This window comes from uncultured Phenylobacterium sp. (assembly GCF_902826855.1).
Lineage (GTDB): Bacteria > Pseudomonadota > Alphaproteobacteria > Caulobacterales > Caulobacteraceae > Phenylobacterium.
Genome location: NZ_CADEGK010000152.1, coordinates 1 through 11,416 on the forward strand (window position 1 = coordinate 1; position 11,416 = coordinate 11,416).

The 11,416-nt window shown below is 67.7% G+C and carries 10 protein-coding genes; 7 read left to right on the top strand and 3 right to left on the bottom strand.

Annotation, left to right across the window (positions count from 1 at the left end; translation table 11 throughout):
• The coding region (locus QZV94_RS18030) for a TonB-dependent receptor (RefSeq protein WP_293679857.1) at positions 1-1,422 on the top strand (1,422 nt) is incomplete at its 5' end.
• A 179-nt stretch (positions 1,423-1,601) separates the two neighbouring features.
• Positions 1,602-2,405, top strand: a complete 804-nt coding sequence (locus tag QZV94_RS18035) for an SDR family oxidoreductase (RefSeq protein ID WP_293679862.1) — start codon at positions 1,602-1,604, stop codon at positions 2,403-2,405.
• Between the two features lie 9 nt (positions 2,406-2,414).
• Here QZV94_RS18035 and QZV94_RS18040 read toward each other — a convergent pair whose 3' ends face one another.
• The 3 genes from QZV94_RS18040 to QZV94_RS18050 form a co-directional block, all read right to left on the bottom strand.
• Positions 2,415-3,635 carry a cytochrome P450 gene (locus tag QZV94_RS18040; RefSeq protein WP_293679867.1) on the bottom strand — a complete coding sequence of 407 codons (1,221 nt, stop codon included), beginning with the start codon at positions 3,633-3,635 and terminating at the stop codon, positions 2,415-2,417.
• A gap of 121 nt (positions 3,636-3,756) precedes the next feature.
• Positions 3,757-5,595: an NAD(P)/FAD-dependent oxidoreductase gene (locus QZV94_RS18045; protein WP_293679870.1), complete on the bottom strand. Its 1,839-nt coding sequence runs from the start codon at positions 5,593-5,595 to the stop codon at positions 3,757-3,759.
• A gap of 53 nt (positions 5,596-5,648) precedes the next feature.
• Positions 5,649-6,881 carry an amidohydrolase family protein gene (locus QZV94_RS18050; RefSeq protein WP_293679873.1) on the bottom strand — a complete coding sequence of 411 codons (1,233 nt, stop codon included), beginning with the start codon at positions 6,879-6,881 and terminating at the stop codon, positions 5,649-5,651.
• A gap of 213 nt (positions 6,882-7,094) precedes the next feature.
• Between QZV94_RS18050 and QZV94_RS18055 the strand changes: the two genes are divergently transcribed.
• The 5 genes from QZV94_RS18055 to QZV94_RS18075 form a co-directional block, all read left to right on the top strand.
• Positions 7,095-8,030 carry a glutathione S-transferase family protein gene (locus tag QZV94_RS18055; RefSeq protein ID WP_293679876.1) on the top strand — a complete coding sequence of 312 codons (936 nt, stop codon included), beginning with the start codon at positions 7,095-7,097 and terminating at the stop codon, positions 8,028-8,030.
• Positions 8,031-8,133: 103 nt separating this feature from the next.
• Complete coding sequence (locus tag QZV94_RS18060) at positions 8,134-8,913, top strand: SDR family NAD(P)-dependent oxidoreductase (RefSeq protein ID WP_293679879.1); 780 nt, start codon at positions 8,134-8,136, stop codon at positions 8,911-8,913.
• A gap of 26 nt (positions 8,914-8,939) precedes the next feature.
• Positions 8,940-9,731, top strand: coding sequence for an alpha/beta hydrolase (locus tag QZV94_RS18065; protein ID WP_293679882.1), 792 nt, complete (start codon positions 8,940-8,942; stop codon positions 9,729-9,731).
• A 4-nt stretch (positions 9,732-9,735) separates the two neighbouring features.
• Entirely contained in the window at positions 9,736-11,004 is a 1,269-nt protein-coding gene (locus QZV94_RS18070; RefSeq protein ID WP_293679885.1) for an LLM class flavin-dependent oxidoreductase, read from the top strand.
• Positions 11,001-11,416, top strand: a 416-nt coding sequence (locus QZV94_RS18075; RefSeq protein ID WP_293679888.1) for an alpha/beta fold hydrolase, incomplete at its 3' end; no start/stop codon positions are given. The genes QZV94_RS18070 and QZV94_RS18075, both read left to right, overlap by 4 nt.

Below are 11,416 nucleotides of genomic sequence, written 5' to 3' on the forward strand. Positions count from 1 at the left end.
GACACCACCCTCCAATTCCCCTCTGACAACAGGGAATTCAGCCATGAGCTGAATATCTCGTCGACCCACGACGGCCCGTTACAATACATTTTTGGCATCTATTACTACCATGCCAAGCAAAACGCAGGCCTATATTTCGACTCGCTCAATGAGCCTGGCAACAACATCATCACGGTGCCCGGCACTTCGCGGCCGAACCCAAGTCCGGACTCGTCGATCCTCTATCGCTACGACTCCCTCCTCAAGACGACGTCGAAGGCGATCTACGGCCAGATCGACTACCAGTTCTCGCCGCAGTTCAAGGCCACCCTCGGCCTGCGCGGGTCGGAGGACACCAAGAAGGGCCACGAAGAGAACGTCTTCAACGCCTGGCTGGTGACCGGGCTGCCGGCAGGGCTTCTGGGTCCTGGCAGTCCGTTCATTCCGAACGAGCTCGTCCTCGGCACCTGCCTTCCGGCGATCGATCCGCTGACGGGCGAGCAGGTCATTGTCCCCGGGGTGCCGCCCTTCTACCGCCTCGACCCGGCCTTCGATTGTCCCATCGGGCGCGATCTGAAGAAGACCTACAAGGCCTTCACCGGCACCCTGGGCGTGGAATGGACACCGCACGACGATCGCCTCGTCTACGGAAAATACAGCCGTGGCTTCAAGTCGGGCGGCTTCAATCTGGGCTCGGCGCTGCAGAATCCCTTTGTGGGCTCCGAATACGTCGACGCCTTCGAAGCCGGCTGGAAGGAGAACCTGGGAACCCTGCAACTGAACTCGGCGGTCTACTTCTATCGCTACAAGGGCCTGCAGGCGCTCAACGCCCGGATCCAGGGCACGATCCTGCTGAACGAGCTGATCAACCTCCCCAAGGTGGAGAACTACGGACTCGAACTGGAGGCCATCTGGCGGCCGATCGACCGCCTCACCATCCTGGCGAACTACGGCTACCTGCACAGCGAGATCAAGAAAGGCTGTTGCTACAGCGACGGCGCCGACCCGGCGGCCCTGCAGCCCGGCGCCCAGCCGGAAGGCCCGTTCCTCCCGGGTGCGGTCGAGAATACGCAGCCTCAGTCGCTGGTCGGCAACTCGGTGGCCGGCTCGCCGAAGCACAAGGTGGCGGTCAACGGCTCCTACGTGTGGGACTTCGCCGGGGGCGACCTGATCGCCGCGGCGACCTTCACCTACACCGGCAGTTCGTATCAGACGCTGTTCAACAACCCGCTGCACAAGATCGACGGCGGCGAGTCGGTCGACCTGCGCCTTACCTGGAGGCATCCCGACAGCGGCATGACGGTGATCGGTTCGGTGACCAACCTCTTCGACAAGGAAGTGGTCAACGGCTTCCAGACCCTGCCGCCGCAGAACCTGAGCTTCCAGTCGATCTTCCTGGAGCCGCCGCGGATCTGGTCGCTGGAAGTCCGCTACGCGTTCTGATCCCGACACCGATTTTTCCACCCGACGCCTAGGAGGAGCAGCTCAGCTGCCCCTCCTCTTTTTTGACCGTTGCCTTCCGCCTCGGGGTTTGGCCATTGGAGAGGGAACCCACGGCTGGCGCGCCAGCGCCGGCCTGGGCATCCATCGAACAGTCAGGCTATCAACCAGGGAGGCGCGCCATGGACTCGAAGGGCCGCAAATCGATCTTCATCACCGGCGCCGCGTCGGGCATGGGCCGCGAGACGGCGCGCCTCTTCCACGGCAAGGGCTGGTTCGTCGGCGGCTTCGACGTGAACGACGCCGGGCTGGCGTCGCTGCGGGACGAGCTGGGCGCCGACAACTGCCTGGTCCGCCGCCTCGACGTGACCGACCGACAAGACTACCGCGCCGCGCTCGAGGCCTTCGGCAAGGCCACCGGGGGCAAGATGGACATCCTCTACAACAACGCCGGCATCGGCAAAGGCGGGCCGTTCGCCGACCAGCCGTTCGAGGACGTCATGGCCGTGGTGAACGTCAACTTCGTGGGCGTCCTGATCGGCATCCATGAGGCCCTGCCGCTGCTCAAGGCCACGCCGGGCTCCATGTGCTTCACCACCTCGTCGTCGTCGGCCACCTTCGGCATGCCCGGCATCGCCGTCTACTCCGCCACCAAGCACGCGGTGAAGGGCCTGTCCGAAGCCCTGTCGGTCGAGTTCAAGGCCTACGGCATCAAGGTCGCCGACGTCCTGCCCGGCCTCATCGACACGCCGATCCTGCCCGCCGGCGCCGTCGCCACGGCCCCCAAGGAAGGCATGTTCCGCGCCATCCCGCCCATGGAGGTGGCCAAGGTGGTCTGGGAAGCCTACGGCTCCGACAAGCTGCACTGGTACGTGCCGCCGGAGCTGGTCGAGATGGACAAGTCCGCGACGCTCAATCCCGAGGCGATGCGCGAGCAGTTCGGCGGCGGCACGCTGTTCATGAACGCCGACGCCAACGCGGGCTGAGCCGGAACGCTACCGCCAGCGCAGGGGCAGCCGGTCCAGGGTGGCGACGATGCCGCCCTGTGCCTGCGCCGGCGCGCGCTCCGGGTCGATCTCGAAGTCGGGGATGGCGGCCAGCCACGTCTCCAGGGTCATCGCGAGCTCGCGCTGTCCCAGCGGGGCGCCGGGACAGCGGTGGATGCCCGCCCCGAAACTGCAGGTGGCCATGACCGACCTTCGCCAGTCGACGGCCAGCGGATCGGGATAGATCCGGGCGTCGAGGTTGTAGAGCATGCTGGGGACGGCGATCAGGTCGCCGGCCCGGAAGGCGACGCCGTTCCGCGTCAGGTCGCGCCGCACCTCGCGCGACTGGATCACCAGCGGGAAGCGCCGGATCAGCTCCTTGACGGCGCCCGGGATCAGCCCCGGGTCGTCGACGAGCGCGCGGCGGTGTCCGGGGTGGCTGGCCAGGAACCGCATCACGAAGCCCAGTAGCGAGGCCACGGTGTCCAGCCCGGCGATGGTCAGGTGGGTCGCCGCGCCCAGGGCCTCGGCCTCGGTGATCGGTCGGCCCTGCACCTGCGCGCGCACCACCCGGCTCAGCAGGTCCTCGCCCGGCCGCGCCCGCCGCTGCGCCAGCACGGGGCGCAGGTAGCCGCGGATGTTGCGGGCGGCCGCGTTGCGCGCCTGGGGATCGGGATTGCGGGTGTTCTCGGCCGCCCAGCCCGCCAGCAACGTGCGGTCGGCCACCGGCAGGTCGGCGAGGCGCAGGAACACGGTCAACGGCAGGACATCGGCGTAGTCGGCCACGAAATCGCAGGCCCCGCGCGGCGCGATCGCCGCCACCAGGTCCTCGGCCAGCGCCCGCACGTCCGGCTCGACGCCGCGCACCACCCGCGGCGACAGCCCGGCGCTGAGGAAGGCGCGAAAATCCGCGTGGTCCGGCGGGTCCAGCACCAGGGCGCCCAGCGGCACGGGCCGCGCGACCGGCGGCAGCACGTTGCGCACCGACGAGAAGGCCTCGGAATCGGCGTGGATCTCGATCAGGTCTTCGCCACGCATGGCGATCCAGTGCCCGCCGTAGCGGGGCGACCATAGGTAGGGCTGGTCGGTGGAGGCCTGGAACCTCACCCAGGCCGCGTGGAAGTCCTCACCCGGCGCGGCCGGCGCGTAGATGTCAAAGTTCGTGACGAGGTGAGCCGGAACGTGCGCCGGGATCGCGCGGAGATCGGCCGTGGCCTCTTGGGACGACAATCGGAAACTCCTGCCAGCGCGAGCCCGAAAATGTTGCGACCGCCCGGGCGCGTCAACGCCCGGACGGTCGCATCCGGTCAGCTTGGGATCCTCTCCGGCGACGGAGAGGCCTCGAACCCGGTCAGCGCAGCTCCATCCCGGCCAGGTCGCCGGCCTCCCGCCACTCGGCGAGCAGCTTGTTGAAGGCGTTGATGCCCAGCACGTACATGCCGCCGTTCTTGGGCACGTCGCGGGTGATGCCCTCGTTGTTGTAGTAGCCGGGCGTGCAGTCGCGCTGGAACGAGCCGTCGGCGCCGGCCATGGACCGCATCACCTCGACCCAGGCCTCTTCGCCTTCATGCGTGGCCTCGACCGTCGTGGCGCCCCGCTTCATCGTCTCGCTGATGATGTAGGCGATGTGCTTGGTCTGGTCGTCCAGCATCGCGGTGATGTTGATGGAAATCGCGTTCTGCGAGATGCCCACGTAGAACCAGTTGGGGAAGCCGTGGCTGGAGTGCCCGTGCAGGGTGCGGAAGCCGTCCTCGTAGTGGTCGTACAGCGACTTGCCGTCCACGCCGTAGATGTCGAAGCCGACGCGGCGGCGCAGCTCGCCGTTGGCCTCGAAGCCGGTCGAATAGATGATGCAGTCGACCTCGTATTCCTTGCCGTTGGCGACCACGCCCTTTTCCGTGATCCGCTCGACGCCCTTGCACTCGGCGACGTCGATCAGGTGCACGTTGTCGCGGTTGAAGGCGGGCAGGTACTCGTCGTTGAACGTGGGCCGCTTGCACATCTGCCGGTACCAGGGCTTCAGCGCCTCGGCGGCGTCCGGCTTGACGACGTCGGCGTCCACGCGGGCGCGGATCGCGTTCATCTTCTTCATGTCGGCCAGTTCGAGCAGCTCGGCCATCTGCTTCGGCGTCAGGGGCTGCTCGGTCTTGGGCAGCGACATCATCGTGCGGGCGATTTCGGTCCAGCCGTCGGCGATCTCGTCCTTCACGTCCGGCTTGCCCGAGAACACGTCGTTGAAGTTCGCGCGCCTGGCCTGCTGCCACCCCGGTTGAAGCGACTTGGCCCACGCAGGATCGGTCGGCTTGTTGCCCCGGTAGTCGACCGACGACGGCGTGCGCTGGAAGACGAACAGTTCCTTCGCGTACTGGGCGGTGCGGGGCACGCATTGGATCGCCGTGGCGCCGGTGCCGATCAGGGCGATGCGCTTGTCGGCCAGCTTGGTCATGCCGCCGTTGGTGTCGCCGCCGGTGTAGCCATAGTCCCAGCGGCTGGTGTGGAAGCTGTGGCCCTTGAAGTCGTGGATGCCGGGAATGCCCGGCATCTTGGCCCGGCTGGCGGTGCCCAGGCACATGACCACGAAGCGCGCCTTCATGTCGTCGCCGCGGTTGGTGATGATGTGCCACCGCTTGATCTCGGCGTCCCAGCGCAGCTCGCGCACGCGCGTCTGGAAACAGGCCAGGTCGTAGAGGCCGTAGGCCTTCCCGATCCGCTGGGAGTGCTCGTAGATCTCCGTGCCGTAGGAGTACTTCTCCTTCGGCACGTAGCCGACCTCCTCGAGGAGCGGCAGGTAGCAGTAGCTCTCGATATCGCACTGGGCGCCCGGGTAGCGGTTCCAGTACCAGGTGCCGCCGAAGTCGCCGCCCGCCTCGATCAGCCGGATGCCGGTGACGCCCAGTTCCTTCAGGCGCGCGCAGGCCAGCATGCCGGAAAAGCCGCCACCGATGACGGCCACGTCGATCTCGTCGGTCAGCGGGGCCCGCTCGATGACGTCCTCGGCCAGGACGTAGGGGTCCACCTCGGCGTACTCTGCGAACTCGCCCTCGACCTGGATGTATTGCAGGTGGCCGTCGTCGCGGACGCGCTTGTCGCGCTCCTGCCGGTACTTCTCGCGGATGGCGTCCGGGTCAAAATCCAGGTCCAGCTTCAAAGGCGCAGCGTCGTCCATGGTGGTCTCCAGCGCGTGACGCATCCGGCGTCACGCCGTCTGTGGTTGATGTCTCGATGTGGTCCCGCGGCCGCTGACTAGGCGGCGACCTCGGCCGCCGCCTTCGCCTTGCGGGCGCGCTTCGGCTTCTCCGGAACCGGGATGTAGTAGGGCTCGTGCATGTTGAAGACGTCGAGGGCCGTCTTGCCCACGATCTTCTGCGCGTCCTCCACGTTCGGCACGCTGTCGAACACCGCCTGGATGGCGCTGCGCGTGTAGCCGAACGTGCTCTCCTGGTGCGGGTAGTCCGACGACCACATGGCGGTCTCCGGTCCGATCCGCTCGATGACCTGCAGGCCGACGGGGTCGGTCATGAAGGTGGCGTAGCAATGGTTGCGCCAATACCAGCTCGGCGGATGGGCCAGCTCGGGCTTCATCGCGTTGGGGAACGAGTTGTAGCCCATGTCGGCGTCGTGGAGCATCGAGGCCACCCACGATAGGCCGGCCTCCACGAACACCACCTTGAGGCCGGGGAAGCGGTCGAAGACGCCGCCGAAGGTGAGCATCCCCCACTGCTGGCGGAAGCCCTGCATCTGGACGATCAGCGCCGTGCCCGCGGCGCCGTGCAGCGCCTGCGGCACCGCCTCGCCGATATGGAAGCACATCGGCAGGCCCGACTTCTCGATCGCGGCCCACAGCGGGTCCATCTTCGGGTCGTTGTAGAAGATCTGCTCGCCCGCGGTGTTCTTGCCCGGTTTGTTCGGCAGCATCACCGCGCGGCCGCCCAGCTCCTTGATCCGCTGCAGCGAAGCCTCGGACTTCGACAGGTCCCAGAAGTTGGGGATCATCACCGGATAGAGCCGCCCGCGCCCCTCGGCGCAGCGGACGGCGATGTCCTCGTTGTAGATCGAGAAGATCTCTTCGCGCGTCTCGTCGTGGCCCATGATGTAGAGGCCGAAGAGGCGTTGCGGGAAGATCAGCTCCTTCTCCACCCCCTCGATGTCGAGGTCCTTCAGCCGCGCGTCGGCGTTGGAGAGGCCGGGATTGCACTCCATCGCCTCGCAGAGGCCCGCGGCCAGCTCCATGGGCAGCATCGGCGTCTGGCCGAGCGAGAAGTGGTAGCCGCCGTCCTTGAATTCGATGCGAGGCGCCTTGTCCCGCAGCTTCTTGGGAAACTTGTCGTACCAGCAGTCGCGCTCGATCATGTGGCTGTCGGCCGACACGATGACCGTGCCCGCGGGCCACGCCTGAGTCGCTTCCTGCGCCGTCCGCTTTGCGGCCAGCGGGATGCCCACCATTTCCGGAATCTCGAGTACGAAGCCGTCCGCCATCGCCATCCTCCCAACGGGACCACTCCGGGCCCCGGACCTGTCGCGGCGTCTCAGAGCGCCGCTTCGAAATTGGAGCATGCTCTAAAAATCTGAGGCTGACAACGCACCGATGTGCTCGCGCCGGGGTTTGGGGCTTGCACCGTTCTCTGGAGCGCTCTCTAAGGTTCGGCCGCGCCGCACGTCAGATGCAGCCGATCTCAGGGAACCAAACGCATGGCCGATCGATCGCAGGAAATCATCTTCCACCAGTACGACATTTCTCCGTTCTCGGAGAAGGTGCGGGTGGTCTTCGGCCTGAAGGATCTGGCCTGGAACGCCTGCATCCAGCCGGTGATCATGCCCAAGCCCGAGCTGATCCCGCTGACCGGCGGCTACCGCAAGATTCCGGTCATGCAGATCGGCGCCGACGTCTACTGCGACACCCAGGTGATCCTCGACGAGCTGGAGACGCGGTTCCCGACGCCGTCGATGTACGCCGGCGCCGACAAGGGGCTCTCCAACGCCATCGCCTTCTGGCAGGACCGTCCGGTATTCACCCTGGTCTGCGCCGTGCTGGGCGCGGGCCAGCCGGTGGTGAAGCGCACCGATGCCTTCACCAAGGACCGCGAGGCGCTGTTCGAGCGCGAGTTCGATCCGGTGGAGCAGCACGCCGCGATCCCCAACGCCTTCGACCAGCTGCGGGCCCACTTCTCCTACGTCGACACCCAGTTGGCCGACGGGCGGAAATTCCTGCTGGGCGACGCGCCCGGCCACGCCGACGCCAGCTGCTTCTACAACCTGGCCTTCCTGCGCTGGGTCAACCCGGCCCTGATGGACAAGCTGGGCGCCGTGAAGCATCTGCGCGCCTGGGAAGAGCGGGTGAAGGCAATCGGCCACGGCCGACGCAGCGAGATCACCCCCGCCGAAGCCCTCGACATCGCGCGCGACGCCACGTCGACCGCGGCCGAGCATCTCGACCCGGAGGAGCCGAACGGCTTCAAGCCCGGCGAGGCGGTGACGGTCAACGCCGAGGACTACGGCCGCGACAAGGTGGCCGGCACGCTGGTCGCCAGTTCGGCCACGCGGGTGGCGATCCGGCGCAACGACCCCCGCGTGGGCGACGTGGTGCTGCACTTCCCCCGTGCGGGCTTCGTCGTGCAGCGCGCCTGAGGCGCTCACAGCCTGCCGTCGCGGCACACTTGCTCTCGTTTTTGTAACGCGATCTAAAAAGCTGGATCGCGCAAGAGACGCGGCTTGGGAAGGGATACGGAAGATGAGCGGGCAACTGGCAGGCCGCGTGGCGGTGATCACGGGCTCGGGCCGCGGACAGGGTCTCGTCGCCGCGCAGCTCTTCGCTCGCGAAGGCGCCAAGATCATCGTCAACGACCTGGACCAGGAATCGGTCACCAAGGCCGTCGACAGCATCATCGCGGCTGGCGGCGAGGCCGCGGGCGTGGCGGGCGACGTGGCCAACGCCGACGACGTCCAGCGCGTGCTGGCGGCGGCGAAGGAGAAGTTCGGCCGCCTCGACATCATCTACAACAACGCCGGCATCGGCTTTTCCGCCACCGAGCGGATGGGCATCAAGATGGACGACACGGTGAACTGCACCGTGGAGGACTGGCAGCGCATCCTCGACATCAACCTCACCGGCGTCTTCCTGTTCTGCAAGTTCGGCATCCCGCTGCTGCATGATGGCCGCGGGGTGATCATCAACACCGCGTCGATCGCCGCCCTGAAGGGCGCCCGCAACGCCCACGCTTACACCGCCACCAAGGGCGGCGTCGTGGCCCTGACCCGCTCGCTGGCCGTGACCTACGGCCAGCAGGGCGTGCGGGCGAACACCATCTGCCCGGGCGTCATCGACACCGAGATGATCCAGTCCGTGCTGCTGTCGTCGAACGCCACGCGCGACGCGATCGCCAGCGGCACGCCGGTCGGCCGGATCGGCACGCCGAGGGACATCGCCGAGCTGGCGCTGTTCCTGGCCAGCGACGCGTCCAGCTTCATCACGGGCCAGACCATCGCCTGCGACGGCGGCGCCACGGCCTGAGCCGGCACAACCAAAGGACCGGCCACATGCCCACGACAAAACTGGGAGACGTCAGCCTCTTCTACGAGGTCGAAGGCGAAGGACCGCCCCTCCTGCTGATTGCGGGCCTGGGGGCGGACTCGCGGACTTGGATGACCATCAAGCCCCTCCTGACAGCGCGTTACACCTGCATCACCTTCGACAACCGCGGCACGGGCCGCAGCGACGTTCCGCCGGGCCCCTACACCATCCCGCAGATGGGCGCGGACGCGGCGGCGCTGATCCGCCACCTCGACATGGGCCCGGTGGCGGCGGTGGGCTGGTCCCTGGGCGGCTCGGTGTTGCAGGCCCTGCTGATCCAGGACCAGGAGCTGGTCAGCCGAGCGGTCCTCCTGAGCGCCTTTCCGTCCTACACGGAAGTGCAGCACGGCTGGCTGGATTGCCTGCTGACGCTTCGCCAGTCGGACGTCTCGCCGGCCGCGCAGGCGATGTTCGGCATGGCCTGGGGCTTCACCCCGCGCATGCTGGTCGATCACGCCACCGTCGCGGCGGGCGCGAAGCTCCAGACGTCCGTGCCGGGGACGTCGTTCGAGGGCTTCGCCGCCCAGGCCCACGGCCTGCGCCGCTACGACTCCCGGCCGCAGCTCCCGGGCGTCAAGACCGAGACCCTCGTTCTGGTCGGCGCCGAGGACACGCTGACGCCGGTCGCGCAGTCCGTCGAGATGGCGACCCTGATGCCCAATGCGCGCCTGCAGGTGCTGCCCCGGGGCAGCCACGGCATGGCCATCGAATACACCCCTGATACCGTGGCGGCGATCCGCGCCTTCCTGGAGGCTTGAGAGTATGAAGTTCCACTGGTTCGCCGAGGCGACCTATCCGCACCTGCCCAAGGACTTCCCGGACATGGGGATCTCCAGCTGGGTGACGCCTCCGCCCACCCTCGCCGACCCGCTGAAGCTGGGCGAGATGTACCGCATGTTCATCCGCCTGATGCAGCAGGCCGACCGCGACGGCTTCGACGGCCTGGCGGTGAACGAGCACCATCAGACGCCGTTCGCCTGCACCCCCTCGCCCAACCTGCTGGCCGCCAGCCTGGCCAGCACCACCGAGAACGCCGCGATCCTGATCATCGGCGACTCCCTCGCGCTCTATAACCCGCCCACGCGGGTGGCCGAGGAGATGGCCTACATGGACTGCGTGTCGGGCGGCCGCCTGATCGCGGGCTTCGTGTTCGGCACGCCCATGGACTCGGTCTTCGCCTACGGCACGCCGCCCGTCGAGCTGCGCGATCGCTTCCATGAGGCCCGCAAGCTGATCGAGCGCGCCTGGCGCGAGCCCGAACCCTTCGCCTTCAACGGCAAGTACACCAAGCTGCGCTACGTCAACATCTGGCCGCGGCCGGTCCAGCCGAAGCCGCCGGTCTGGGTGCCCGGCTCGGGCAGCCTGGAGACCTGGGACCTCGTGATCGACGAGGACTACTGCTACGGCCACCTATCGTTCTCGGGCCTGCACTCGGCCCGCCCGCTGGTCCAGGCCTACTGGGACTATTGCGAGCAGCGCGGCGGCAACATGAACCCGCACCGCATGGCCTTCACCCAGCTCATCTGCTGCGCCGAGACCGACGCCGAGGCCGAGGCGAAGTACTACGACGCCGTCCGCTACTTCTATCGCAACAACACCCTGGACCCCGGCTTCACCTCGCCTCCGGGCTACACCTCGGTGCGCTCGGCCCAGGAGATGGCCAAGCGGCTTACCGCGCCCGGCGGACTCTCGCCCGAGGATCGCGCCCGCGCCCAGAAGGGCGAGATGTCGTTCTGGGAGTACGACGAGAAGGGCTACATCATCGCCGGCACGCCCGAGCGGGTGCGCCAGCGGGTCCGCGAGCTGGCCACCGAGCTGCGCATCGGCCAGCTGATCGCCTGCCTGCACATGGGCGACCTTTCGGAAGAGACCGCCGCCATGAACACCCGCCTGTTCGGCACGCAGGTCATCCCGCACCTGCGCGACCTCTGGGCCGACCAGCCCGACAACTGGACGCCGGTGATCAGCCAGCAGCGCATCGCCGCCGCGGCCGCCGCCAAGTCCGCCCGCAACCTGGAGCCCGCCCAATGAAGGCCGTTCGCGAGAAACAGGGGCCGTTCGACGTCCGCCTGTGGTCGGGCGGCTCGGGCCCGCCGCTCCTCTACCTGCACGGCTTCGAGCAGCATCCCGGCGCCGCGCCCTTCCTGGCGAAGCTGGCCGAGAGCCGCGCCGTGCGCGCGCCCGAACACCCGGGCTACGGCTCGTCGTCGGGCTTCGAGGCGATCGAGGACATCTTCGACGTCACCCTGCACTACCGCCGGCTGGTCGAGAGCTGGAACCTGGGGCCGGTGGACGTCGTCGGCCACAGCCTGGGCGGCATGTTCGCCGCCGAACTGGCCGCCGTCGCGCCGCATCTGGTGCGCAGGCTGGTGCTGGTCAGCCCCTACGCCGGGTTTCCCCATCGCCGAGCGCGAGGAGCCGCACGCGAGCCCGGGATGGAGCT

Bases quoted from the DNA above. Each gene is read 5' to 3' on its own strand.
- QZV94_RS18070 (WP_293679885.1), top strand. From the start codon at position 9,736: ATGAAGTTCCACTGGTTCGCCGAGGCGACCTATCCGCACCTGCCCAAG.
- QZV94_RS18065 (WP_293679882.1), top strand. From the start codon at position 8,940: ATGCCCACGACAAAACTGGGAGACGTCAGCCTCTTCTACGAGGTCGAA.
- QZV94_RS18045 (WP_293679870.1), bottom strand. From the start codon at position 5,595: ATGCGTCACGCGCTGGAGACCACCATGGACGACGCTGCGCCTTTGAAG.
- QZV94_RS18050 (WP_293679873.1), bottom strand. From the start codon at position 6,881: ATGGCGGACGGCTTCGTACTCGAGATTCCGGAAATGGTGGGCATCCCG.
- QZV94_RS18055 (WP_293679876.1), top strand. From the start codon at position 7,095: ATGGCCGATCGATCGCAGGAAATCATCTTCCACCAGTACGACATTTCT.
- QZV94_RS18035 (WP_293679862.1), top strand. From the start codon at position 1,602: ATGGACTCGAAGGGCCGCAAATCGATCTTCATCACCGGCGCCGCGTCG.
- QZV94_RS18060 (WP_293679879.1), top strand. From the start codon at position 8,134: ATGAGCGGGCAACTGGCAGGCCGCGTGGCGGTGATCACGGGCTCGGGC.